Origin of the sequence: Streptomyces sp. NPDC097619 (assembly GCF_040302735.1) — a bacterium.
GTDB lineage: Bacteria > Actinomycetota > Actinomycetes > Streptomycetales > Streptomycetaceae > Streptomyces.
In genome coordinates, this window is the sequence record NZ_JBEOSD010000018.1 from 21,700 (window position 1) to 47,888 (window position 26,189).

General features: G+C 74.1%; 16 protein-coding genes. All 16 read left to right on the forward strand.

Annotated features, from left to right (window positions below; translation table 11 throughout):
* Window positions 1–44: 44 nt before the first annotated feature.
* Window positions 45–3,749, forward strand: a complete 3,705-nt coding sequence (locus ABTZ17_RS07705) for a non-ribosomal peptide synthetase (RefSeq protein WP_352194610.1) — start codon at window positions 45–47, stop codon at window positions 3,747–3,749.
* A gap of 77 nt (window positions 3,750–3,826) precedes the next feature.
* Window positions 3,827–9,916 (forward strand): non-ribosomal peptide synthetase, encoded by a 6,090-nt coding sequence (locus ABTZ17_RS07710; RefSeq protein WP_352194611.1) that lies wholly within the window; start codon window positions 3,827–3,829, stop codon window positions 9,914–9,916.
* Between the two features lie 19 nt (window positions 9,917–9,935).
* The gene (proB, locus tag ABTZ17_RS07715) at window positions 9,936–11,039 is read left to right on the forward strand and encodes a glutamate 5-kinase (protein WP_352194612.1); all 1,104 of its coding nucleotides are present in this window, start codon (window positions 9,936–9,938) and stop codon (window positions 11,037–11,039) included.
* On the forward strand, window positions 11,039–12,289 hold the full coding sequence (locus tag ABTZ17_RS07720; protein WP_352194613.1) for a glutamate-5-semialdehyde dehydrogenase: 1,251 nt from the start codon (window positions 11,039–11,041) through the stop codon (window positions 12,287–12,289). Before proB ends, ABTZ17_RS07720 begins: the two co-directional genes overlap by 1 nt.
* Before the next feature lie 89 nt (window positions 12,290–12,378).
* A complete protein-coding gene (locus ABTZ17_RS07725) occupies window positions 12,379–13,551 on the forward strand; it encodes a pyridoxal phosphate-dependent aminotransferase (protein ID WP_352194614.1) in 1,173 nt (390 codons plus the stop codon).
* Between the two features lie 29 nt (window positions 13,552–13,580).
* Window positions 13,581–14,453: a pyrroline-5-carboxylate reductase family protein gene (locus tag ABTZ17_RS07730; protein ID WP_352194651.1), complete on the forward strand. Its 873-nt coding sequence runs from the start codon at window positions 13,581–13,583 to the stop codon at window positions 14,451–14,453.
* 103 nt (window positions 14,454–14,556) lie between these two features.
* Entirely contained in the window at window positions 14,557–15,888 is a 1,332-nt protein-coding gene (locus ABTZ17_RS07735) for an MFS transporter (protein ID WP_352194615.1), read from the forward strand.
* Window positions 15,889–16,232: 344 nt separating this feature from the next.
* On the forward strand, window positions 16,233–17,081 hold the full coding sequence (locus ABTZ17_RS07740; RefSeq protein ID WP_352194616.1) for a class I SAM-dependent methyltransferase: 849 nt from the start codon (window positions 16,233–16,235) through the stop codon (window positions 17,079–17,081).
* Between the two features lie 125 nt (window positions 17,082–17,206).
* Window positions 17,207–17,395: an MbtH family protein gene (locus ABTZ17_RS07745; protein ID WP_352194617.1), complete on the forward strand. Its 189-nt coding sequence runs from the start codon at window positions 17,207–17,209 to the stop codon at window positions 17,393–17,395.
* Window positions 17,392–18,795: an amino acid adenylation domain-containing protein gene (locus ABTZ17_RS07750; RefSeq protein WP_352194618.1), complete on the forward strand. Its 1,404-nt coding sequence runs from the start codon at window positions 17,392–17,394 to the stop codon at window positions 18,793–18,795. The genes ABTZ17_RS07745 and ABTZ17_RS07750 overlap by 4 nt, the downstream gene beginning before the upstream one ends.
* A 67-nt stretch (window positions 18,796–18,862) precedes the next feature.
* Window positions 18,863–19,150, forward strand: coding sequence for an acyl carrier protein (locus ABTZ17_RS07755; RefSeq protein ID WP_352194619.1), 288 nt, complete (start codon window positions 18,863–18,865; stop codon window positions 19,148–19,150).
* Window positions 19,151–19,193: 43 nt separating this feature from the next.
* The gene (locus ABTZ17_RS07760) at window positions 19,194–20,558 is read left to right on the forward strand and encodes a TrpB-like pyridoxal phosphate-dependent enzyme (RefSeq protein ID WP_352194620.1); all 1,365 of its coding nucleotides are present in this window, start codon (window positions 19,194–19,196) and stop codon (window positions 20,556–20,558) included.
* Between the two features lie 10 nt (window positions 20,559–20,568).
* The gene (locus ABTZ17_RS07765) at window positions 20,569–21,681 is read left to right on the forward strand and encodes an acyl-CoA dehydrogenase family protein (protein WP_352194621.1); all 1,113 of its coding nucleotides are present in this window, start codon (window positions 20,569–20,571) and stop codon (window positions 21,679–21,681) included.
* A gap of 8 nt (window positions 21,682–21,689) precedes the next feature.
* Entirely contained in the window at window positions 21,690–23,357 is a 1,668-nt protein-coding gene (locus ABTZ17_RS07770) for an amino acid adenylation domain-containing protein (protein ID WP_352194622.1), read from the forward strand.
* A gap of 6 nt (window positions 23,358–23,363) precedes the next feature.
* The gene (locus ABTZ17_RS07775) at window positions 23,364–24,206 is read left to right on the forward strand and encodes an alpha/beta hydrolase (protein WP_352194623.1); all 843 of its coding nucleotides are present in this window, start codon (window positions 23,364–23,366) and stop codon (window positions 24,204–24,206) included.
* Entirely contained in the window at window positions 24,194–26,026 is a 1,833-nt protein-coding gene (gene asnB / locus ABTZ17_RS07780; RefSeq protein WP_352194624.1) for an asparagine synthase (glutamine-hydrolyzing), read from the forward strand. Before ABTZ17_RS07775 ends, asnB begins: the two co-directional genes overlap by 13 nt.
* Window positions 26,027–26,189: the final 163 nt, after the last annotated feature.

The window sequence follows — 26,189 nt, forward strand, 5'->3', positions numbered from 1 at the left end:
CCCCGTCCCGGGCCGCCCCGCCCGCTGCACCCCAGGGAACCCACGTGCCCCAGCACCCACCCGCCGGCCCGCGCCCCTCCCCGCCCGCCCCCGACCACCGGGACTGGGCACTGGAACTCAAGCAGTACGCCGCCGCCCGCCTCCCCGCCTACCTCGTCCCCGATGTGATCGCGGTCCTCGACGAGCTGCCGACGACCCCCAACGGGAAGATCGACCGGAAGGCCCTGGCCGCCGCGCCCGTGACGGCCGTACCCACCGGACCGGCCCCGCGCACGGAGGACGAACGCGCCTTGTGCGCGCTCTTCACCGAGGTGCTCCGGATCCCCGCGGCGGGCCTCGACACCGACTTCTTCGAAGCGGGCGGCGACTCCCTGCTGGCCATGCGCCTGGCCTGGTCGGTCCGCCTGCGGCTCGGCCGGGAACTGAGCGTCCGCGATGTCTACGACTTCCCCACCGTGGCCGCGCTCACCCCCCGGCTCGTCCTCTCCGGGGACCCCGTACCCGCCCTGGCGCCCCGCTCCTCCGGAGGACCGGATCCGCTCTCCCCGGCCCAGCGCCGCCTCTGGTTCCTCAACCGCCTGGAGGACGGCGCCGCCACCTACAACATCCCCGTGCCGCTCCGGCTGCGCGGCCCGCTCGACGAGGAGGCGCTCTGGGCCGCGCTGGCCGCCCTCGTCACCCGCCACGAATCCCTGCGCACCCTCTTCCCCGAGACCGCCGGAGAACCCCGCCAAGTGGTCCTCGAACCGGCCGAAGCCCACCCCCGACCCGACCACGTCCGCCTCACCCCCGAGGAACTGCCCGCGCACCAGGAGGAGTTCGAGCGGCGCGGCTTCGATCTGCGCACCGATCCGCCCCTGCGGGCCCGACTGGTCTCCCTCGGCCCGGAGGAACACGTCCTGCTCCTCGTCGTGCACCACATCGCCTGCGACGGCCGCTCCATGACCCCGCTCGCCCGCGACCTGTCCGAGGCCTACGCCGCCCACCGGAAGTCCGGAACCGCCCCGCTCCCCCCATTGCCCGTCCAGTACCGCGACTTCACGCACTGGCAGCACGAGTTGCTCGGCGACCCGGACACCCCCGGCAGCCCCCTCGCCCGGCAGCTCGACTTCTGGACCGAGGCCCTGCGGGACCTCCCCGCACAACTCGACCTGCCCACCGACCGGCCGCGCCCCGCCCGGGCCGGGCACCGCGGGGACACCGTGCACTTCCGGCTCGGCGCCCCCCTCACCCGAGCCCTGGAAGGCTTCGCCGCCGCCCGCGGCGCCAGCCCCTTCATGGTGGTGCAGGCGGCACTCGCCGCCACCCTGACCCGGCTCGGCGCGGGCCACGACCTCCCCGTCGGAACCCCCGTCGCGGGCCGCGCCGACGCGGACCTCGACGAACTGGTCGGATTCTTCGTCAACACGCTCGTCCTGCGCACCGACACCTCCGGCGATCCCGGATTCGGCGAACTGGTCGACCGGGTGAAGGAATTCACCTTCCGGGCCTTCGCCCACCAGGACCTCCCCTTCGACCTCCTCGTCGAGGCCCTCAACCCACCCCGCTCCCCGGCCCGGCACCCGCTCTTCCAGGTGATGCTCGTCTTCGAGGACAGCGACCCCGGACCACCGGCCCTGACCGGCCTGGACGTCACCCGGGAGCGCCCCCGCCTCGACGCGGCCCGCTTCGACCTGGTCTTCGACCTGACACCACCACCCCCCGGCGGAACCGGCGAAACCCTCGGACACGTCGAGTACGCCACCGCGCTCTTCGACCGGGCCACCGTCGAACGCATCGTCGGCCACCTCCTCGCCACCCTCGAACAGGGCCTGTCGGAACCGGACCTGCCGCTGAGTCGCCACGAGACCCGTTCCCCGGCCGAACTGGACTTCTTCGACTCCTTCAACGACACCGACCACCCCGTACCCGACACCACGCTGCCCGCGCTCTTCGAGGCCCAGGTCGCACGGACCCCGGACCGCACCGCCGTGACGGACGACACCGGAGCGCTCACCTTCGCGGAACTGGACGCCCGGGCCAACCGGCTGGCCCGCCACCTGCTGCGCCTCGGGGCGGGTCCGGAGCGGACGGTGGCCCTGGCCATGCCCCGCTCCGCGGAGCTGGTCGTGGCGCTGTGGGCCGTGGTCAAGACGGGCGCCGCCTACCTGCCCGTGGACCTCTCCCACCCGCCCGCCCGCGTCCACGCCATGCTGGAGGACGCCCTCCCGCTCCTCGTCCTCACCACCGCGAAAGCCGCCGACGGACTGCCCGCCGCCGTGGCACCGCTCGCCGTCGACGACCCCGACCTGCGCGCCCACGTCGACGCCCTCGACCCGTCCGCCCCCACCGACGCCGACCGGCCCGTACCGCTGCGGCCCGGCCACCCCCTCTACCTCATCTACACCTCCGGCTCCACCGGCCGGCCCAAGGGCGTGGTCATGCCCGCCGCCCCCATCGTGAACCTGCTGGCCTGGCACGCCTCGAAGATGCCCGCCGCACCGGACTCCGTCACCGCCCAGTTCGCGGCCCTCTCCTTCGACCCGGCCGCCCAGGAGATCCTCTCGGCCGGCACCACCGGCAAGACCCTCGCCGTACCCGCCGAGGAAGTCCGACGCAGCCCCGGGGACCTGGCCCACTGGCTGGCGGCGAACCGGGTCACCGAGCTCTTCGCGCCCACCGCGCTGATCGAACAGCTCTGCCGGGAGGCGCTCGGGCAGGGGCTGGACCTGCCCGACCTGCGCCACGTGGCCCAGGGCGGCGAGGCCCTCGTCCTCACCGACGCCGTCCGCTCCTTCTTCGACGCGGTACCGGAACGCCGCCTCCACAACTACTACGGACCCACCGAGACCCATGCGGCCACCGGCCACACAGTGGCTCGTCCGGTCACCGACCAGCCGGCCCGAGTCCCCCTCGGGGAACCGATCTGGAACACCCGGATCCTGCTGCTCGACGAACACCTCCGCCCCGTGCCCCTCGGCGTGACCGGAGAGGTGTTCGTCGCGGGCGCCGCCGTCGCCCGGGGCTACGCGGGCCGCCCGGTCGAGACGGCCGAGCGGTTCCTCCCCGACCCGGACCCCGCCTCCCCGCCCGGAAGCCGCATGTACCGCACCGGCGACCTCGCCCGGCTGCGCTCCGACGGCCGCCTCGACTACCTCGGCCGCAACGACTTCCAGGTCAAGATCCGGGGATTCCGGATCGAACCGGGCGAGGTCGAGGAGGCTCTGCGTGCCGCACCCGGCGTGGCCGAGGCCGTCGTCGCCGCGGACCCCGGCCACCACACCGGCGTCCGGCTGTGCGGGTACGTCGTCCCCCTGCCGGGCACGACCGTCGAACCGGCCCGCGTCCGCGAGCACCTGGCCGGGACCCTTCCCGGCTACATGGTCCCCGCAGTGATCACCGTCCTGGAACGGATGCCGGTCGGCCCGCACGGCAAGGTGGACCTCCGGGCCCTGCCCACCCCCGGCCCCGCCCCGGCGGGGACCGGCCGGGCACCCGCCCCCGGCCGGGAACACGAGCTCGCCGTGGTGTTCGCCGCCGTACTGGGCCTCCCGGAAGTCGGGGCCACCGACGAGTTCTTCGAGATCGGGGGCCACTCCCTTCTGGTCACCCGGCTCATCGACGAGATCCGCGCCGCCCTCGGGATGGAACTGCCCGTCCGCGCCTTCTTCGACGAGCCCACCGTGGAGGGCGTCGCCCGCCGCCTCGTCCCGTTGGCCCGCAGCCGCCCCCGGCTCACCCGTCGCACGGGCCGACCGGCCCGGTCCTGATCCTCCCCGACCGCACCGCCGCTCCCCCACCGAGAGGGAGCGGCGGCCCCCAGCCCCCCCACGAAGGGTTTTCCGACATGGCAGAACAGCGGTACGCGGCCGCCTTCGCGCAGCAGCGGCTGTGGCTTCTCCAGGCCCTCGAACCGGAGGGCACCGCCTACCACCTCACCGAGGCGTTCCGGGTGACCGGGCCCCTGGACACCGAGGCCCTCTCGCGGGCCGCCCGGGATCTGTGCGACCGGCACGACGCCCTGCGCACGCGCTTCGAGCAGGACGCCGGGGAGATCCGCCAGATCGTCGCCGATCCGGGCACCGAGGCGGCCCGGCCCGGCTTCCACCACACCCGCCGACCCGCCCCCGCCGGCGCCGAGCGGGACGCGACCGTCGCCGGCTTCCACCGCGAGGTCCTGGCCACCCCCTTCGACCTGGGGACCGGCCCGCTGGTGCGGATCCACGTGGCCACCCTCGGCGGGCCGGGAGAGGAGGACCACGCCGTGGCCGTCACCGCCCACCACATCGTGTGCGACGGCTGGTCGATGCGGCTGCTCCTCGACGAGCTGTCCGCCCTGTACGCGGGCCGGGTCGCCGGCACCCCCGCGGACCTGCCCGAACCGGAGCTCCAGTACCCCGACTACACGGTGTGGGAACGGGAGTGGCTGGACGAGGAACGCACCTCGGAATGCCTGAAGTACTGGCGCGCGCACCTCGCGGGCGCCCCCACCGTCCTGCACCTGCCCGGAGACCGGCCCCGCGGCGCCACCACCTTCCCGGCATCCGGGGTCCATCGGCTGCCCCTGCCGCAGCCGACCGTGGACCGGGTCCGGGAACTGGCCCGCTCCGCCAGGTCCACTCCGGCCACCGTGCTCCTGGCCGCCTTCCACGCCTTCCTCTCCCGGATCACCGGCGAACGCGACGTCGTGGTCGGCCACCCGGTCGGGAGCCGCTCCCAGGCGGGTACCGAGCAACTGGTCGGGATGCTGGTCAACACGCTCCCCCTCCGCGGCGACCTGCGCGACGACCCCTCGTTCGGAGAACTCCTCCAGCGGATCCGGGCCGCCGTCCTCGACGGCCGGGAATACGGCGAGCTGCCCTTCGAGAGGATCGTGGAGGAGGTCAACCCCGACCGGACCCAGGGCGTGAACCCTCTCGTCCAGGTCATGTTCCAGCTGCTGGAGGAGGACTTCGCGGGCACGCTGCGGCTGCCCGGCGCCACCACCCGGGCCCTGACCGCGGAACAGCCCACGACCACCTTCGACCTCTCCCTCGACGTGTACGCCCGCGGCGGCGGCATGACCGCCTGCTTCGACTACAGCCGGGACCTGTTCGACCCGGAGACGGTGGCCCGGCTCGCCGAGGGCTTCGCCGTGCTGCTCGCCGCCGCGACCGCCGACCCGGACCTCCCCGTATCCGAACTGCCCCTGCTCACACCGGCGGAGGAGCACCGGATCCTGCACGAACTGGGGCGCGGACCGGTGGTGCCCGTTCCCGGGGGCGCGACCGTGCTGACCGCCCTGGCGGACCGGATCGCCTCGATGCCCGAGGAGACCGCCGTCACCGACGCCACGGAAAGCCTCAGCTACCGCGAATTCGGCGCGGCCGTGGACGCGGTGGCCGCCGGGCTCGCCGCCCACGGCATCGGCCGCGGCGACCGGGTGGGCCTGCTCACCAGCCGGTCCGCCCGACAGCCCGTGGGGGTCTTCGGGGTGCTGCGGGCCGGCGCCGTCCTGGTGCCGCTCGACCCGGCCAACCCGCCGGAGCGGCTGCACTCCATCGCCCGCGAGGCCGGCCTCCGGCTGCTCGTCGCGGACACCGCCGTCCGCGACCGGGCCGCCGCACTGGGGCTGCCGCTGCTCGACCCCGCCGACCCGGGCCCCGAGGTCCCCGCCCCGCCGCCCGCCCCGCCCGGCCCGGAGGATCCCGCCTACGTGGTGTTCACCTCCGGCTCCACCGCCACCCCCAAGGGTGTGGTCGTCCGGCACGGCTCCCTCGCCAACCTTTACCACTCCCACCGCGCCTCCCACTACGCGGAGATGGCCGCCACCGTGCCGGGCCGGCGCCTCCGGGTGGCCCTGACCATGTCGATGGCCTTCGACGCCTGCTGGGACCAGCTGCTGTGGATGGTGGACGGACACCTCCTCGACGTCTTCGACGACGACACCAGCCGGGACGCGGTGAAGCTCCTCGACGCCGTCCGGGCCCGGCGGACGGACGTCCTGGAGGCCACCCCCTCCTTCCTGGAGCAGCTGGTCGGCCTCGGACTGCTGGACCCGGACGAAGGGACCGGCGCCGGACACGGCGGACCGCGCCTGTTCGTCCTCGGCGGCGAGGCCGTGCGGCCGTCCCTGTGGACCCGGCTCGCCGAGCATCCCGCCGTCACGGCCGTCAACATGTACGGCCCCACCGAGTTCACCGTGGACGCGCTGGTCGCCCCCGTCACGGCGGCCACCGGCCCCGTCATCGGCCGTCCCCTGGCCAACTGCGCGGTGGCCGTGCTCGATCCGACCGGCCGCCCCGTACCGGTCGGCGTGACGGGCGAGATCTGCCTGTCCGGTCCCCAGCTGGCCGTCGGCTACCTCGACGACCCGGACCGGACGGCCGAACGCTTCACCACCGACCCGCACCTGGCCGTGCCCGGGGGACGGATGTACCGCACCGGGGACCTCGGCCGGCTCCGCGGGGACGGCCTGGTCGAGTTCGCCGGCCGCATCGACGGACAGCTCAAGATCCGCGGTTACCGCATCGACCCCGGCGAGGTGGAGTCCGCGCTGCTCGCCCACCACGGAGTGCGCGACGCCGCCGTGGTGGCCCGCCCCGACGCCCACGGGCACGCCCGACTGGTCGGCTACCTGGTCCCGACCGGGGAACCGGGCGCCACCCGCGGGCTGCGCGGGCACCTCGCGCGGCTGCTGCCCGACTACATGGTCCCCGCGGCACTGGTGGAACTCGACGCCATCCCGCGGAACATCAGCAGCAAGATCGCCATCGCCCTGCTCCCCGAGCCCGAGGCCACGGCCCTCGGCGTGGGCGAGTACACCGCGCCGCGGCCCGGCGTGGAGACGGCCCTGGCGGCGATGTTCGGGGAGGTCCTGGGCGTCACGGCGGCGGGCCGCCACGACGACTTCTTCCGGCTGGGCGGGCACTCGTTGAGCGCGGTCCGCCTCATTGCGAGGATCCGCGAGCGGCTCGGTGCCGAGCTGTCCCTCACGTCCCTGTTCGAACAACCCACCCCGGCCGGCCTGGCCGCCGCGCTCCGGGCGGGCGGGCGGGGCGAGGGCGGCATCCCCCCACTGGCCCCCGGAGCCCCCGCGCCCGCCTCCACGGCCCAGCAGCGGCTGTGGTTCCTCCAGCAGGTGGCCCCGGAGAACACCGGCTACAACATGGTCGAGGCGGTCCGGCTGCGCGGTCCCGTGGACACCCGGGCCCTCGTCGACTCCGTCGAGGCCGTGGTGGGCCGCCACGACGTGCTGCGCACCCGCTACCACCTCGGCGAGGACCGGCTGCTGGTCACCGTGGATCCGCCCCGGGGCGGGACCACCGTGCCGATCGACCTCTCCGGGCTCCCGGCGGACGAGGCCCTGCGGCAGGCCTCGGACCTCGTCCGCCGGATCGCCGCCCGTCGTCACGACCTGGAGAACGGGCCGCTCTTCGAGGCGGCGGTGATCACCCTCGGCCCTGCGGACCACCTGCTCGCCTTCGGGGTGCACCACCTGGCCGCCGACGGCTGGTCGGTGAAGGTCCTGTTCACCGAGGTGTCCGCGCACTACCGGGACCTGACCGCCGGCCGATCCTCCACGCTGCCCGCCCCGGCGCTCCAGTACCAGGACTTCGCCGCGTGGGAGCGCGGCGCCGATCACGAACGGGGGCTCGCCGAGGACCTCGCCTACTGGCGGGAGCAGCTGGCGGGCGCGCCCACCGAACTGGACCTGCCCCGGCGGGCCGACCGGGCCGAGGTCGGCGCTGGCCGAGGGGACACCGTCCGCTTCGCCCTCTCCGAGGAGGTCACCACTGCCCTCTCCGAGTCGGCCCGGCAGCACCGGACCACTCTCTTCACCGCCCTCCTCGCCGCCTTCCAGGCGGTGCTGGGCCGGTGGAGCGGGCAGCGGGACCTCCTGACCGGGGTGCCCGTCGCCGGCCGCACCCGGACCGAACTGGAAGGTCTGATCGGGCTGTTCGTCAACATCCTGCCGCTGCGCGCCGACCTGACCGGCGACCCCACCTTCGAGGAACTGCTCCACCGGGTGCGCGACACAGCCCTCGCCGGATACGCCCACCAAGCCGCGCCCTTCGAGCGGATCGTCGAAGCCGTCAACCCGACCCGGGACCTGGGCCTCAACCCCCTGGTCCAGGTGACCTGCCAGCTCTTCGAGGAATCCGGCGCGGCCGGGCTGGACCTGGCCGGGGTGACCGCCGAGTCGGTGCCGCTGGACGTACCGGCCAGCCGCTTCGACCTGTCCCTCGACCTCACCCGCGACGGCGCCGCCCTCTCCGCGGAGCTGGTCTACGACACCGACCTGTACGACCGGGAGACGGTCACGGCCCTGGCCGAGGCGTTCACCGCGTTCACCACGGCGGTCGCCGGTGACACCGGCACCCGTGTCCACCGGGTCCCGCTGCCCCTCGCCCCACCCGCCCAGGAGGACGCCGTGCCGCACCCCGACCCCCACCCGCTCCCCGCCCCCGACCCGACCGGACGGGCCGAGGCCGAGGCCGTCCTGCGGGCCCACCCGCAGATCCACGGGGCCGTGCTCGTACCGGCGGGCGGGACGACGGGCTCCCCGCGTCCCGTGGCCCATCTCGTGCCCGCCGACGGCATCCGCGCGGACGATTTCGAGACCTTCATGGACTCCTGGCGCTCCGTCTTCGAGAGCACCTACGTCCCCGACGGCGCCGACCCGTCCGGTGACGCCCTGCTCGGCTGGACCGACAGCTTCACCGGCGGCACCCTCCCGGCCGCGGAGATGTCCGCATGGGTCACGGGGACCGTGGACCGCGTCCGCGCCCTGGCCCCGCGCGCGCTCCTGGAGATCGGGGCCGGGACGGGACTGCTGTTCCGTCCGCTGTGCGCCGGTGGTCACGTGGAGCGGTACACCGCCACCGACTACGCCGACGCCGCCGTGGACATGCTCCGCCGGACCGAAGAAGCGCTCGCGGCCGGCCCCGGCGCACCGGAGACGACGGTCGTCCGTGCCGAGGCCCTCGACGCCGCCGCGGCCGCATCCGGCCCGTACGACACCGTCGTCCTCAACTCGGTCGTGCAGTACTTCCCCTCACTGGCCTACCTGCGCGAGGTGATCGACCGGGCCGTGACCGGCCTGCCCGCGGGCGGCCACGTCTTCGTCGGCGACGTCCGCTCCGCCCCGCTGCTGGAGGCCTTCCTCTGCCTGCGCGAACACAGCCGACAGGGGGACGGAGCCGATCCGGACCGCGTGGCCGCCGCGGTGTCCCGCGGGCTCCGCACGGACAGCGAGCTCAGCGTCGATCCGGGCTTCTTCCGCGAACTGGCCTCCGGCCGGGGGCCGATCACCGCGGTGGAGATCGCCCCGCGCCGGGGCACCGCGTCCAACGAGATGACCCTCTTCCGCTACGACGTGGTCCTCCACGTCGGCTGCCCCCCCGAATCCGACGCTCCCGAATCCGACCGGCCCGCAGAGCACGCGGACCCCGGCGAGGACCTCCTCGCCCTCGCGGAGCGCCGACTCGCCGCGTCCCCCGAGGGCTTCCGCCTCGGCCGTGTCCCCAACGCCCGCCTGACCCGGGCGCTGCGGCTCCGCGACGCGCACGGCTTCGGGTCGGGCGAGGCGGCGGCGCCCCCGGAGGCCGTCGGAGCCGTTCACCCAGAGGAGCTGTGGCGGCTCGGCGCCCGGTACGGCCGGACCACCCGGCTCGGCTGGGGGCACGGCGACGCCGACGGCTCCCTGGAGGTGTCCTTCCTGCCGGCCGGATCCCGCTCCCACTACGTCCTGAGCGAGCCGTACCCGGGGAGCAGCGGGTCCGCCCCGGTCGACCGGCCGCCGGTGCGGGTGCTCGCCCCGCAGCTGGAGCGGGCGTTGACTGCCTCGCTCCGGGCGGACCTGCGCGCCGCCGGGGTGCCCGAGGAGCTGGTGCCCGACCGCTACGTCTTCCACGCGGACCTGCGGGCCCTGCCCGTCGCGTCCCCCACGGTCTGAGGCGGGAGGGCCACCGCGCATGCATCCGGAACGCATCGTTATCAAGACGGGGACCTCCTCCTTGATCACGGCGGGTCGCATCGACCCGGCCAAGGCCGAGGCCCTCGCGGACTCCGTGGCCGAACTCGCCCGCGCGGGTCTGAGGCCCGTGCTCGTGGCCTCGGGCGCCATCGCCCAGGGCCGCAGCCTGCTGGCCGCCGACGGAGCCGCCGCGGGACCGGAGGACGGGGCCGGGCGCCGACTCGCCGCGGCCGTCGGTCAGGGGGCCCTGTTCGAGAGCTTCCGGGCGGGGTTGGCCCGCCGCGGACTCACGGCCGCGCAGTTCCTGTTCACCCCGCTCGACCTGTGCGACCCCGCCCACCGGGACGGGCTGGGCTCGGCCCTGGACCGGGCCCTGGAGCGGGGCATCGTGCCGGTGGTGAACGAGAACGACGCCCTGCAGGTCCGCAACAACGACATCCTCGCGGCGCTGCTGGCCGTTCTCCTCGACGCCCGGCTCCTGGCGCTCCTCACGGACGTGCCCGGCCTGTACGGCAGTGACCCCCGCACCGACCCGGGAGCCCGCCTGGTGCCCGAGGCGGCCGGGATGACCGTGGAACTGGAGCGGCTGGCCGGGGTGTCCGCGGGCGGCCCGGGTACCGGCGGCATGGTCAGCAAGCTGGGCGCGGTCTGGATCGCCGCCCTCTCCGGGGTGACCGCGGCCATCGCCGCCGCCGCGGAGCCGCAGGTGCTGGAGCGGATCCTCGCCGGTGAACGGGTCGGGACCCTGGTGCGTCCGCGTGAGCGGACGGGCCGGGGGCCCGGCCTGGAAGCCCTGTGGCGGTCCTTCTCCGAGCCTCCGCGCGCCACCCTGTACTGCTCGCCCGCCGCCGAGCGCGCCGTCGCGGCGGGCCTGGCCGTCCCCGCGGACCTGGTGCTCGGCGCCACCGGGTCCTTCGCCGCGGGGGACGTGGCCGACCTCGTGTCCGGACCGGTGTCGGGCACGGGCGGCACCGGCCCCGTCATCGCGCGCGGTCGCACCCTGTTGGGCGCCGCGGACCTCGGCGACTCCCGCCCGCGGCCCGCGGGCACCCCCACCGTTCTTCACCCCACCGCCTACGTCAGCCTTCTGGAGGCCCCCTGATGTCCGTGACCGAGATCTGCCGCTCCGCCGCCGCCGCGGCCCGCGTCCTGCGCGAAACGCCCACCGAGGTCAAGGACCGGGTCCTCGCCCGGATCGCCGAGGCGATCGACGCGGAGCGGGCCCGACTCAAGGAGGCGAACGCGCGGGACGTCGAGGCCGCCCGGGCCGCCGGCACCTCCGCCACCCTGATCGACCGGCTCACGCTCACCGACAAGAGGATCACCGGCATGGTGGAGGCGATCCGGGTCATCATCGGGCTGCCGGACCCGGTGGGTGCCGTGACGGGCGGCGGGACCCGCCCCAACGGCCTGCGCGTCGAGCAGGTCCGTGAGCCGCTGGGCGTGGTGGCCGTGGTGTACGAGGCCCGTCCCAACGTCACCGCGGACGTGGCCGCGCTCTGCCTGAAGTCGGGGAACGCCGCCGTACTGCGGGGCTCCTCCATCGCGCTCCACAGCAACACCGCCATCGCGGCCGTCATCCGGGAGGTGCTGGAGGCCCAGGACGAGGTACCGGCCGCGGCCGTGCAACTGGTCCCCGACACTTCGCGGGAGGCCGTGTTGGAGCTGCTGGCCGCCGAGGAGTACGTGGACCTCGTCGTGCCGCGCGGCGGGCCCGGACTCATCAAGACCGTGAAGGACAACGCCCGGGTGCCCACCGTCATCGACGGGGACGGCAACTGCCACGTGTACGTGGACGCCTCCGCCGACCCCGCGCGGGCCACCGCGATCGTCCTCAACGCCAAGACCTCCCGTCCCAGCGTGTGCAACGCCCTGGAGACCCTCCTCGTGCACGAGGACCTGGCCGCCGGCTGGCTGCCGGGCGTCCTGGACGAACTGGCGGCGCAGGGCGTGACGGTGCGCGGCGACGGGCGGACCCGGGAGGCCTGGCCGAAGGCCGAGGAGGCCACGGAGGAGGACTGGTCCACCGAGTACCTGGACCTGGTCCTCGCCGTGAAGGTGGTCCCCGACCTCGACGCGGCCCTCGACCACATCCACCGCTACGGCACCCGCAACGCGGAGGCCGTCGTCGCCCAGGACTACAGCGTGGCGCGCCGCTTCGCGCTCTCCGCCGACTCCGGCAGCGTCTTCGTGAACACCTCCACCCGGTTCTCCGACGGCGGCGAGTTCGGGTACGGCGTGGAGATCGGCGTGTCCACCCAGAAGCTGCACGCCCGCGGCCCCATGGGGCTGGAGTCCCTCACCTGCGTGAAGAACGTGGTGTGGGGCGAGGGGCAGATCCGCGTCCTGTGACGGCCGCGAGGAGGCGTCCGGAGCCGCGGGCCCCGGTCCCCGGCCTCCGTGTCCCGCAACCCATCCGAGCCCCTGAGAGGAGAGACACCATGGCAGCCCTTCGGCCCTCCGCCCTGGTGCAGAGCATCGGCGAGGCCGCGTCGATCAAACAGAACAACCTGGTCTACGCGTTGCAGGCGGACGGGGCGGACATCATCACGCTCTCCCTCGGAGAGGCGTTCTTCGACGTCCCCGTCCCCTCCTTCGAGGAACTGACCTCCGCGGCCCACCACTACTCGCACACCCGGGGCGTGCCCCTGCTGAGGCAGAAACTCGCCAAGTACCACGAGGACTGCTCGGGCGTGCCCGTGGACGCCGACCGCCAGATCATGGTGACGGCAGGTTCCAAATCGGCCGTTTTCATGACGCTCGCGGCGGTCCTGGAGCCGGGCGACGAGGTGATCATCCCCGAGCCGTTGTGGGTGAGCTACCCCGACCAGGTGCGCCTGTGCCGCGGGGTTCCGGTCGCTCTCCCCTGGCACGCCGGGATCGAGGACATCGCGGCCCGGATCACCCCGCGCACCCGGGCCGTGATCGTCAACAACCCACACAACCCCACCGGCAGGCGGCTCACCGATGCGGAGCTGCGTTCCCTGCACGCCCTCGCGGAGGAGCACGGGCTGCTCCTCGTGGCCGACGAGGTCTACAGCGAGTTCACCCCGGAGGGCGCGCCCTTCGTCTCCGCGGCGGCCTTCGATCCGGAGCTCCGCCACACCGTCATCTGCAACTCCATGTCCAAGAACTTCGGCATCTCCGGCTGGCGGGTCGGCTACGTGATCGCCCACGAGCGCCTCGTCCGTGAACTCGCCAAACTCCAGCAGCATCTGGTCACCTGCGCCCCGACCATCCTGTGCCAGTACCTCGCGGAGAACTTCGAGCAGGTCCTCGCGCACACCCGGCCGCAGATCAGGGCCGTGGTGGAACGCCGGAACCGGGTGGCCGCGGCCTTCGCGGCCCGGGGGGTGCGCAGCATGCCCGGGGACTCCACCTTCTACCTCTTCCCGTCGCTCGCCCCCTCCCGGCTCGGCTCGGCCGAGTTCGCCGAGGTGCTGCTGCGCCGCCACCGGGTCAGCGCCGTCGCGGGCATCTCGTACGGCGAGTCCTGCGACGGCTTCCTGCGGGTGTCGGTCGGCGCCGAACCGGAGGACCGGTTGCTGCGCGGGGTCACCGCGATCTGCGACCTCATCGACGAGACCGCCGTCCGGGCCGGGGAAGCGGCGTGAACCCGTCGCGGAGCCGGACTCCGGGGACGGTGGCCTTCGTCGGCTGCGGTCGGATCGCCCGTGCCGTGGCCGTGGGGTTGCGCGCTGCGGAGGGACCGGCCCGACCGTTGCGCGGAGTGTCCCGCGACGGGGCCGGCGCCCGGGTCCTGGCCGCGGAGACCGGTCTGGTCCCGATGCCGGACCTCGCCGGAGCCGTGGCGGGTGCCGAGACGGTGGTGCTGGCGGTTCACCCGCACGAGGCGGCCGGTGTGCTGGCCGGGCTCGGTCCCCATCTGGAGCCGGGGCAGACCCTGGTCTCGCTGGTGGCCTCTTGGCCCGCGGCGGAGGTCGCGGCGGCGGTCGGTCACCGCGTCCCCGTGGTCCGGGCCGTGCCCAACACGGCCGTGGCCGTACGGGCCGGGGCCACCGTGCTGTCCGTTCCCGAAGGTGCGGACCCGGCCGCGCTGGAGCCCGTCCGGGACCTCTTCGCCGCGCTGGGACCGGTGCACGTGGTCGAGGACCGCCACCAGGAGACCGTGAGCGCGCTCTCCGGGGCCGGTCCCGCCCTCCTCGCCCGGTTCGCGTCCGCCCTGGCCGGGGGAGCGACGGCCCTCGGGCTGCCCCCGCAGCTCGCGGAGGACCTGGCCCGTCAGGCGACCGCGGGCACCGGAGCCCTCCTGGCCGGACCGGACGCGGAACTCGCCGCCACCATCGACGCCGTCGCCTCGCCCGGGGGCATGACCGAACGGGCCCTGGAGCGGCTCGCCGGACGCGGACTGGACGCGGCCGCCGCCGAAGCCCTCGACGCGGCCGTCCGGTTGTCCCTGGGCCGGGCGCCCCGCTCCGCGGGGGCCGGGCGGAATCGGCCGGAACCGGGCCCTCGGGACACCCCTCCGGCCCGTCCGGCACCACCCCGGACGTAGGCTCCGGCCCGTCCTCCCCGACCCGCACCCGTCCCGCGGCACACCGGCCGGGGCCCGTGCCCCCGCACGGGCCGCCCGGGCCCCGCGAACCCCTGGAGCACCCGTGTCATCCGAGAAACCCGCCTCCTACCTCAGGGTCCTGAAGGCCCCCCACGCGGCGAGAACCTTCCTTTCCGCGCTCGTCGCCCGCTTCGCCTACGGCATCGTCTTCATGTCGCTGGTCCTCACGGTCAGCGGGGCCACCGGGTCCTACGCCGTCGCGGGCGGCGTGCTGGCCGTGTTCGGCCTCTCCAGCTCGCTCCTCGCGCCCTACCGGGCCCGCTTGATCGACCGTCACGGTGTGCGCCGCGCCCTGCTGCCGATGGCGGCCCTGTGCGCCGCCGCCCTCGGGCTGATCGCCGCGGTGGCCTGGGACCCCGGTGCACCCGAGGCCGCCCTGTGGGCGCTGGCCGCCGCGGCCGGGCTGACCGCCCCGCCCCTGGGCCCGTTCATGCGGACCCTGTGGACCGTACTGGTCCCGGAAGATGACGAACTCCAGCGGGCGTACGCGCTGGACACCGTCGCCGAGGAACTCCTCTACGTGGTAGGTCCGTTGCTCGCCGGGGCGATGGCCACCGCCGTCGAGCCGGCACTGGGCGTGGCGGTGAGCGCCGTCCTGCTCTTCGGTGGCACGGCCGTGCTCGCCACCTCGCCGCCGGCCGTCGCCTTCCGGTCCGGCCCCGCCCCGGAGGGCCCGGACCCGGTCGGGGACCCGGGAGCGGGGGACGGGCCCGGCCGGAACCGGTCCGCCCTGTGGCGGGGCCTGTTGGACCCGGTGCTCGTCACCGCGGGCCTGGGGGCCTGCCTGGGCGCCTTCAACCTGCTGGCCGTCGCCTTCGCCGACGACCACGGCGATCCGGCTTCCGTCTCCTGGGTGTCGGCGACCATGGCCATCAGCAGCGCCCTGGGCGGCCTGCTCTACGGCGCGGTCCGTTGGACCAGGCCGTTGCGGGCCCGGTTGCCGATCCTCGCCGGGCTGCTCGGACTGTTCTGCCTGCTGGCCGGGCAGTCCGGCGGCATGCTCGCCCTGGTGGCCTTCGCCGCGGGCGTGGGCTTCGCGATGTCCCCGACGCTCACCACCTCCTACCTGATCGCCGGAGAGGTGGACTCCGGAGCCCGCAGCACCGAGGCGGGAACCTGGGTCAACACCGCCTTCAACACGGGCAACGCCGCCGGATCCGCGGGGATCGGACTGCTCCTGGCACCCCTGTCGTTGGCCTGGTGCTTCGCCGTGACCGGTGCCGCCGTCCTCGTCCCCGCGCTCGTCGTGGCACTCCGGAATTCCCTGCGGAAAGAAATCCAGGTCGAGCAGGAGGAAAAATTCGAGAAAGCTGATACTGTCCATTCAGGCGAAGGGCGGGAGCCCCGGATCCGAAAAGGCTCCGAGAATTCCTGAAACGCCCTCCGGGCCTTTCCGGCCGTTCGGGCCATCGCCCACGTCCCCCGGTGATCCCTCCAGGGGTGGCGCGCGAAAATCAAGGACGGGGCCGGTCGCGGGCCCGGTGGTCACCGCCGGAAACCGCCTCCGAAGGCCACGAAGCCCAGGTGGGGCCGAGGTTCTGGCCCCATCGGGGCGATGCGCCCGCCTCGGGGGTTGATCGGACCCCGGACCCCGGCCCGATGGGCAGGCCCCGTCCGCCCCCCTGCGCACGCGACGTCGCGCAGTCATTTCTCATCGAATCTCATCGAATCTCAAAGAATTTGAATCGCCCTCGGCGAACATTCCCCAAGGAGAATTCAATGACCATCATCGAGAACGCCCCCGCCGACCTCTCCGGGCTCGCCGAGGCGCAGAAGTCCCAGGTTCGCTCCGTGTACCAGGAGATCGCCACCGAGTACGACGAGCGCATTCCCGGCGAGGGCGTCAGCGACGATCTGTTCACGGCCTCCGAGCACGACTTCGTCCTCAGCAAGGTCCGAGCCGGCCAGAAGGTCCTCGACATCGGCTGCGGCACCGGCCGGTTCACCGTCCCGATGGCCGCGGCGGGAGCCGAGGTCTCCGGCCTCGACATCTCCCGCGCCATGCTGGACGTCACCGCGGGCAAGCTCGCCGCCCGCGGCCTCACCGCGGACCTCCGCGAGGGCGACATGGCCCACCTGCCCTTCGAGGACGCCTCCTTCGACGTCGTCACCAGCATGCTCGCCCTCATGCACATCCCGCTCGGAGACCGCCAGGCCGTCTTCGCCGAGATCGCCCGCGTCCTCAAGCCGGGCGGCAAGCTCGTCATCGGCGTGAAGAACAGCCTCTTCGAGCAGTTCTTCAAGGGCGACCGCTTCGCGGCCGTCGACATCACCGACGTCGAGGCCAAGACCCTCCTCTTCACCAAGACCCGCGGCGGCAAGGACCTCACCGCGCCCTGGTACAGCTTCAGCCCGCAGGAGCTGAACTCCCTCTGCGCCACCTCCGGCATGATCGTCACCCACCTGCGGGGCAACTCCACGATCTCCGCCTGGCTCGCCGACGAGGTCCTGGCCGACTCGGGCGTGGCGGGCGTGGTCCGCACCCTGGAGAAGAACCTCGGCGACGTGCCGCCGTTCAACTACCTCGGCTACCACATCCTCGTCGAGGCCGTGAAGCCGGGCCGCTGAGCGACCCGCACCCCCGCCGGCCGTACCGCGCCCCCCGCACGGTGCGGCCGGCGGGGGAGGCGCCCCGGGCCCCGGCCCCTGCCCCCCCCGCACCGCCCGACCCCGACACAGCCCCGAGGTGTTGCATGGACACGTATCTTGTCGTCGTCAACGGCGAGGAGCAGTACTCGATCTGGCCCGCCGACCGCCCCGTTCCGGACGGCTGGCGCACCGAGGGGTTCGGCGGGGACAAGCAGGCGTGCCTGGGCCACGTCGGGCGCGTCTGGACCGACATGACCCCGCTGAGCCTGCGCACCCCCGAGCCCGCGGCGTGAGCAGCGCCGTGCAGGCCCTGGTCCACGGTCCCGGCCCGACCGGCGGCCCCACCCTGGTGACGCTCTTCGAACGCCAGGCGGACCTCCACCCCGACCGGACCGCCGTCGTCGGGGAGGACGGCGAACTGACCTACCGTGAGCTCGACGAGGCCGCCAACGCCCTCGCCCGGGACCTGTCCGACTCCGGCCTCGCCCCCCGCCGGGCCGTCCTGTGCGCCTTCCCCCGCTGCGCGGCCGCCGTGGTGGCCCAACTGGCCGTCCTCAAGGCGGGCGCCGTCCACGTCCCCGTCGACCCCGCCGCCCCCCTCGACCGCCTGCGACTGCTCGCCACCAGGACCGCAGCCGCCGCCCTGCTGACGGCCGCCCACCGCCCCGCGGACTCCGCCGCACCGCTCGGGGGGGCCCTGGTCCCGCTGCACCGGACGGTCGGACTCACCGACCGGGATCCGGTACGGCCCCACCCCCGCATCACCGCCGCCGACCCCGCCTACACGGTCTTCACCTCCGGCTCCACCGGGGAGCCCAAAGGGGTGGTCGTACCGCACCGGGCCATCGTCAGCACCACGCTGGCCCGCTTCACGCACTACCCGGAGACCGTCCGCCGCTTCCTGCTGATCTGGCAGATGACCTTCGACGCGGCCGTGGGCTGCACCTGGTGGGCACTGGCCTGCGGCGGCACCCTGGAGCTGGCCCCGCCCACCCTCGACGGCGTGATGTCCGCGGTGGACGCCGCCCTCACCGGCCGGGGCCGCGTCTCCCACACGGCCATGACCCCCTCGCTCTACCACGCCGCCCTGCAGCGCCTTCCCGGCCCCGCCCACGGCGCCGGCAACATCATGGTCGCCGGAGAACCCTGCCCCGAGCAGCTCCTCGCAGACCACTACCGGCTCCAGCCCCGCACCCGGCTGTGGAACGAGTACGGGCCCACCGAGGCGGCCGTCTGGTGCACCGGACTCGAACTGCTCCCGGGGGAGGAGGTCACCGTGGGGACCGCCATCGACGGGACCGGCATCCTCGTCCTGGACGAGGACGGCACCCCCGTCCCGGCCGGCACCCTCGGCGAGGTCCACATCACCGGCGACGGCCTCGCCGACGGCTACCTCGGCGACCCGGCCCTCACCGCCGCCCGCTTCCCGGAACATCCCGACGGACGCCGCTACCGGACCGGCGACCTTGGACGACTGCTCCCGGACGGCCGACTGGTCGTCATCGGCCGCACCGACCACCAGCTCAAGATCCGGGGCCACCGCGTGGAACCGGGGGAGATCGAAGCCGTCCTCCAAGCCCACCCCGAGGTCGCGCAGGCCGTCGTGACCGCCCGCGACGGCCGTCTCGTCGCCCACGTCGTCCGCCGTGACCCCACCGGGTCCGGGGCGGCACCGGCCCCGCTCCCCGCCTGAGCACCCGACACCCCCACCCGGTACCCACACCCCGGCACCCCGCGTGCCGCCACCCGGAGGCACCCCCATGTCCGAATCCCTCGACATCCGCGTCAAGCAGATCCTCGTGGAGGTCCTCGACCTCGACCTGGACCCCGCCGAGATCGGCGACGAGGCGTCGCTCTACTCCACCGGCATCAGCCTGGACTCCCTCACCCTGCTCCGCGTCATCACCGAGCTGGAACGGAGCTTCTCCTGCGAGATCGACGACGAGGCCGTGATGACCGCGGAACTCTTCGACGTCGGCAGCCTCATCGGCCTGGTGCGGTCCCAGCTGTCGGCCGCCGGGGTCGCGCCGGTACCCGCCGCCCTCTGACCACGCCCGAGCCGGCCGCAGGCCGCCCCCCAAGGAGAGCACCGTGAACACCAGCCTCGACCCCCGGTCCGCCACCGGGGTCCGGGTCCCGACCCACTGGTACAACGTCATCGCCGACCTGGCCGGCTACGTACCCCAGGACCGCAAGCCCGCACAGCAGCTCGGCAAGAGGGGCCTGCGCCCCCAACTCCCGCTCTCCATCTACCGGCAGAGCGTCAGTGACCGGCCCTACATCGAGATCCCCACCGAGATCCGCGCCGAGTACGAACGGTGGCGCCCCACCCCACTTGTGCGGGCCCGCCGGTTGGAACGCCTCCTCGGGACGCCCGCGAAGATCTACTACAAGTACGAGGGCGCCAGCCCCTCCGGCAGCCACAAGCTCAACTCGGCCATCCCGCAGGCGTACTACTACAAGAAGGCGGGCGTGCGAGAGCTGGTCACCGGTACCGGCGCCGGACAGTGGGGCACCGCCCTCGCCATGGCCACCCACGCCTACGACCTGGAGTGCACCGTCTACATGGTGCGCTGCAGCTACGAACAGAAGCCCCAGCGCCGCACCCTCATGGAACTCAACGGGGCGCGCGTCCTGCCCAGCCCCAGCGTCACCACGGAAGCCGGCCGTTCGCTCCTCGCCGACGACCCCGACTGCGCGGGCAGCCTCTCCGTGGCCAGCTCGGAGGCCCACGAGTACGCCAACGAGGGAGACGGGGTCCGCTACTCGGCCGGCAGCGGCGACAACCACGTCCTCCTCCACCAGACCGTCATCGGTCAGGAGGCCCTCGCCCAGCTGGCCGCCCTCGGCGAACACCCCGACACCGTCGTCGCGGCCCTCGGCGCGGGCAGCAACTTCGCCGGGCTCGCCATGCCCTTCTACAAGGACTCCCTGGAGACCGGCCGACGCACCCGCCTCGTTGCCGTCGAACCCAAGTCCTGCCCCAAGCTCACCCGAGGCGTCTACACCTGGGACCACCACGACGCCCTGGGCAACACCCCCATGTCGAAGATGTACACCCTCGGCCACACCTTCATCCCCTCACCCATCCACGCCGGCGGCCTCCGCTACCACGGCGCCGCCCCCGCGATCAGCTGGATGTACCACGAGGGCATCGTCGACGCCGTGGCCTACGGCCAGAACGAGGTCTTCGAAGCCGGCGTCACCTTCGCCCGCGCCGAACAGGTCATCCCCGCACCCGAGTCCGCCCACGCGATCCGACACGTCATCGACCGGGCCGTCCGCGCCCGCGAGACCGGCACCGCCGAGACGATCCTGTTCAACCTCAGCGGCCACGGCCTGATGGACCTCGGCTCGTACGAGAAGTACCTGGGCGGCCTCCTGGAGGACGATTCCGCCGCCGAAGCCGAAGTGGAACAGGCCCTCGGCAAGCTGCACCGCGCGGCGATCGCCTAGGCGGCCGGACATGGACCTCGACCCCACCCCCGAACAACGCGCCCTGCGCGACCGGCTGCGCACCGACCCGCCCCCGGCCACCTGGGACGGACTCGCCGCGGCCGGAGTGCTCGCCCTGAACGCCCCCGCCGAACACGGCGGACTCGGCCACTCCGCGCTGACCTGCGCCCTCGCCCTCGACGCCCTCGGTCACGGCTGCCGCGACCTGGGCCTCCTGATCTCCGCGGGGGCCCACATGTGGGCCGTCGGAGTGCCCGTGGCCCGGTACGGCACCCCCGAGCAACGCGCCCACTACCTCCCCGGACTCGCCTCCGGACGCCTCGTCGGCGCCCACGCCATCACCGAGGAGGGCACGGGCTCCGACGCCCTCGGACTGGACGCCCGGGCCCGCCGCGAAGGAGACCACTACGTTCTCGACGGCCGCAAGCGGTTCGTCACCAACGCCCCCGACGCGGACGTCTTCCTCGTCTACGCCACCCTCGACCCGCGCCTCGGCTTCACCGGCGTCACCGCCTTCCTCGTCGAGCGCGGACGACCCGGCGTCCGCGTGGAGACCGAACAGCGCAAGATGGGCCTGAACTCCTGCGCCTGGGGACAGCTCGTCCTCGACGGGGTCGAAGTCCCCGCCGCCCGGCGCCTCGGCGCCGAGAAACAGGGCTCCGCGGTCTTCGCGACCGTGATGGCCTGGGAGCGCACCCTCCTGCTCGCCCCCCTCCTCGGCGCCATGGAGCGACAGATCGAGGACTGCGCGGCACGGGCCCGTACCCGACGGCAGTTCGGCCGCCGCATCGGCTCCTTCCAGTCCGTCTCCAACCGGATCGTGGACATGCGGCTGCGGCTGGAGACCTCCCGCGCCCTGCTCAGAACGGCGGCCTGGGAACTCGACCGGCCCGGCCCGGACCGCGACCGCCGATCCTCCCCCCTTCCCGAACTCGTCAAGCTCCAGGTCAGCGAAGCCGCCGTCGCCACCTTCCAGGACGCCATGCAGATCTTCGGGGGCCACGGCTACACCGAGGACGCGGGAATCGAGGAACGGCTCCGCGACGCCCTGGGGACCCGGATCTCCTCCGGGACCTCCGACATGCAGCGCGACGTCGTCGCCGCCAAGCTCGGACTGAGGTGAACCCACCCGTGACCACCACCACCGAGGGAACCCTGACCGCCCTCCTGGAAGCGGCGGCCCACGCCCACCCCGGGGCCCCCGCCGTCAGCGACCGCAACGGCACCCTCGACTACGCGGAACTCGACGACACCGCCGACCGCGTCGCCCACGCCCTCACCGCCTCCGGCCCCCTGCGCGGGGCTCGCGTCGCCATCTGGCTCAACAAGTCCGTCGAGGCCGTCGCGGCCATCCACGCGGTCCTCCGCACCGGCGCCGCGTACGTCCCCCTCGACCCCACTGCCCCGCCCCTGCGCGCCGCCACCGTCCTCGCCGACTGCGGGGCCGAGTGGCTCGTCACCACCCCCGACCGTGCCGAGGCCCTGCGGGCCCGCGCTCCGGAGCAGGCCGCCCGGCTGTCCGTCCTCCACGTGGGCCCGGACAGCGTGCCGACCTCCGCACCCGCACCCGCCCCCGGCCGTACGGTCACCACCTGGGCGGAGGCGCTCCGACGCCACGCGGGAGCCGGTCCCGTCCGTACCGCCGTCGCCCCCGGGGACACCGCCTACCTGCTCTACACCTCCGGATCCACCGGCACCCCCAAGGGCGTGGCCCTCACGCACGCCAACGCCCGTGCCTTCGTGGACTGGGCCGTGACGGAGTTCGAGCTGACCCCGGCCGACGTCCTCGCCTCCCACGCCCCGCTCCACTTCGACCTCTCGATCCTCGACCTGTTCGCCGCCGCCGCCTGCGCGGGACGGGTCGCCCTGGTCCCCGAGAGCCTGCAGGGGATGGGCGCCGCCCTGCTCCGGTTCGTCGCCGAGCAGGACGTGTCCGTCTGGTACTCGGTGCCCACCGCGCTGCGCCGGATGGCCGAGGCCGCCGACACCCCGGCCGCGGGCCGGTTGCGGGTGGTGGCCTTCGCGGGCGAGGAATACCCCACCCGGCACCTGCGGAACCTGGCTGCGGTCCTCCCCGACGGAGCGGCCCTGTACAACCTCTACGGCCCCACCGAGACGAACGTGTGCACCCACCACCGCCTCGGTCCGGAGGACCTCGCCGAAGACGCCCCCGCCGCTCCGCCCATCGGCCGCCCCTGCCCCTACGCGGACACCTTCCTCCTCGGACCGGACGGCTCCGCACTTCCCGACACCGGAGAGGCCACCGGCGAACTCTGCGTCGCCGGACCCTCCGTGACCGCCGGGTACTGGAACGACCCCGCCCGCACCGCCGCCGTCACCGTCGAACGGGACGGCAGGCGCCACCACCGCACCGGCGACCGGGTGAGGCGGCTCCCCGACGGGCGACTGCTGTTCCTGGGCCGCGAGGACACCATGGTCAAGCTGAAGGGACACCGGATCGAACTCGGCGAGATCGAGGCCGTCCTCGACGGCCACCCCGAGATCGCGGAGGCGATCTGCGTGACCACTCCCGGGCCGGACGGCACCGGCCGCCTCACGGCCTTCGCCACCGCCGTCCCGGACACGGCCCCCGAAGAGCGGTCCCTGCGCCGCCACTGCCGAGACCACCTGCCCGGCTACATGGTCCCCGAACGGATCGTGCTGCTGCCCGCGCTCCCGTACACCTCCACCGGCAAGGTGGACCGAGGCTCCCTCACCGCCCGGGCGGCCGCGGGGACGGACGACCCCCGCCCCGGCTCCCCGGCGGCCCTCCGGCCGGACGCCGTCGCGGCCCGGTGAGCCCTCGTGCACACTCTCCTCGCCGAACGCCGGCTGCCCCACCACACCCTCCGGACCTGGGAATGGACCAGCTCCGCCCTGGGGTGCTCCAAACGCGCCGACGTCCTCGTTCCGCACCACCGCACCGGACCCCTCGCCGCCCTCTACCTCCTGCACGGCTTCGGCGGCAGCCGCAGCACCTGGCTGACCGGGACGCGGCTGGCGGAGCACCTCGCCGGCCGTGACCTCCTCGTGGTGCTCCCCGAGAGCGGCCGCCGCTGGTTCGTCAACGACGACCGGGGCGTCCGCTACGAGGACTACCTCGTGCACGAGTTGGTCCCCTTCGTCGACGACCGGTACGCCGACACCTTGCGACCCGGAGTCCGCGGTATCGGGGGCTTCTCCATGGGCGGGGCGGCGGCCCTCATGCAGGCCCTCCGCCACCCCGACGTGTTCTCGACGGCGCTCAGCCACGCCGGGGCCTTCGAAGCGCCCCTGCGGACCGGCGACCCGTACGCCGAACTGCGTACGGCCCGGGACACGGCGATCCCCTCCACCGAAGCCCACGAACGCGTCTGGGGCCCGTCCGGCAGCCCCGTCCGGGCCCGCTACGAACTGACCGCCCTCCTCGCCGGACACCGCCCCGCCGACCCACCCCTCTCCGTCTACGCCGACGTGGGCACCGGCGACTACCCGCGCATCCTCGGCATGAACCGCCGCACCGCCCGACGGCTGACCGAGGCGGGCCTCGACACCGACTACCGCGAACGACCCGGCGGGCACGACCTCGCCTTCCTCGACCAGGCGCTCCCGCATTCCCTGGAGTTCGCCGAGAACAGGCTCGGAAGGAGCCGACCATGTGTGGAATAGCCGGCTGGGCCGACTGGAGCCGCGACCTGACCGACAGCGGACCCGTCGTCGAGCGCATGACCAAGACCCTCGCCCCCCGGGGCCCCGACGCACAGGAGGTGTGGCCGTCCCCGCACGCCACGCTCGGACACAGCCGACTCGCCGTCATCGACCTCGACGGCGGCGCCCAGCCGATGGTCCGCACCGACCGGGCGGGCGGACGCGTCGCCCTCACCTTCAGCGGAGAGATCTACAACTTCCGTGAACTGCGCGCCGAACTCGGCACCCACGGCTGGTCCTTCGAGACCCGCTCGGACACCGAGGTCCTGCTCACCGCCTACCTCCAGTGGGGCACCGACTGCGCCCGCCGCCTCGACGGCATGTACGCCTTCGCGATCTGGGACGAGCGGACCCGCGAACTCCTCCTCGTACGGGACCGGTTCGGCGTCAAACCGCTCTACCACGCGCGCGTCGGCGAGGGCCTGCTCTTCGGCTCCGAACCCAAGGCCCTACTCGCGCACCCCGGGCTGCCCGCCGAACTCGACGCCGAGGGCGTGGCCGAACTGACCGCCGTGGTCCGCGCCCGGACCCCGGGGCACGGCACCTTCCGCGGGGTCCGCGAGCTCCGCCCGGGACACCTGCTCGTCGCCGGGGAGAACGGCGTCCGCGAACGGGCCTACTGGGAGCTGGAGGCCCGCCCGCACACGGAGGACTTCACCGCCACCAGCGACCACGTGCGCGAGCTGCTGCACGACATCGTCGGACACCAGGTCGTCGCCGACGTGCCCGTGGGCACCCTGCTCTCCGGGGGCATCGACTCCAGCGCCGTCACCGCCCTCGCCGCCCGGGCCCTCAACGGGGAGCTGGCGAGCTTCGCGGTCTCGCCGCCCTCCGCCGGAGGAGCGGGATCCGACGCCTGGCGGCCGAGCGAGGACGGCCCCTACGCGGCCCTGGTGGCCGACGCGCTCGGCATCCGCCACGAGGTCACCGACGTGACCGTGGACGACCTCGTCGAACGCTTCGACATCGGCCTCCACGCCCGGGACCTCCCCGGCTGGGGAGACCTGGACACCTCCATGTACATGCTGTTCGAGACGGTCCGCAGGCACTGCACGGTGGCCCTGTCGGGCGAGGCGGCCGACGAGATGTTCGGCGGCTACCTGTGGCAGCTCGATCCGGACTTCACCGGGCACGACTCCTTTCCCTGGACCCACGGCCGGAGCCGGCCGGACGTGCTGCTCCGCGAGGACGTCCGGCGCCTCGTGGACCCCCGCGGCCACGAGGCGGAGCGCTACCGCCGGGCCCTCGCGGAAGTGCCGCGGCTCGCCGGCGAGGACGCGGCCCGACGCCGCGAACGGGAGGTCTTCCACCTCGGCATCACCCGCTGGCTGCCGGGGCTCCTCGACCGACAGGACCGGCTGAGCATGGCCGTGGGCCTGGAGGTCCGGGTGCCCTTCGCCGACCACCGGCTGGCCCAGTACCTGTTCGACGTCCCCATGGCGCTCAAACGACACGGGGGCACCCCCAAGGCCCTGCTGCGGGAGGCGTCCCGGGGCATCCTCCCCGACGCGGTCGTCGACCGCCCCAAGAGCGCCTATCCGGCGGGCCGCAACGACGCGCTCGTCGAGCGGATGCGGGGGAAGGTCCTCGACCTGCTCGCCGATCCCCACGCGCGGGTCTTCGACCTCCTCGACCGGGAGACGGTCCGTACCGCCGTCACGGGCGGCGACCTCGGCTCCCTCCCCGGACCGATCACCGCCGCCACCCCTGCCATCAGCCTGTCCTACCTGCTCGAACTCGACCGTTGGCTGGACCACTACGACGTCCGGCTCGTCCTCTGACCGACCCGCCCCGCGGACCCGTGCCCCGGCCCGCCCCCACCGGATCCCGGCACCCCGGATCCCCGCCCCCGTACGGAGGAGCGATGACACCCCCCGCCCGGCCCCGCCCGCCCACCGGCCCGGCCCGGGACCCGGCGCCGCAGCCCCGCGCCGTGCCCCGGTC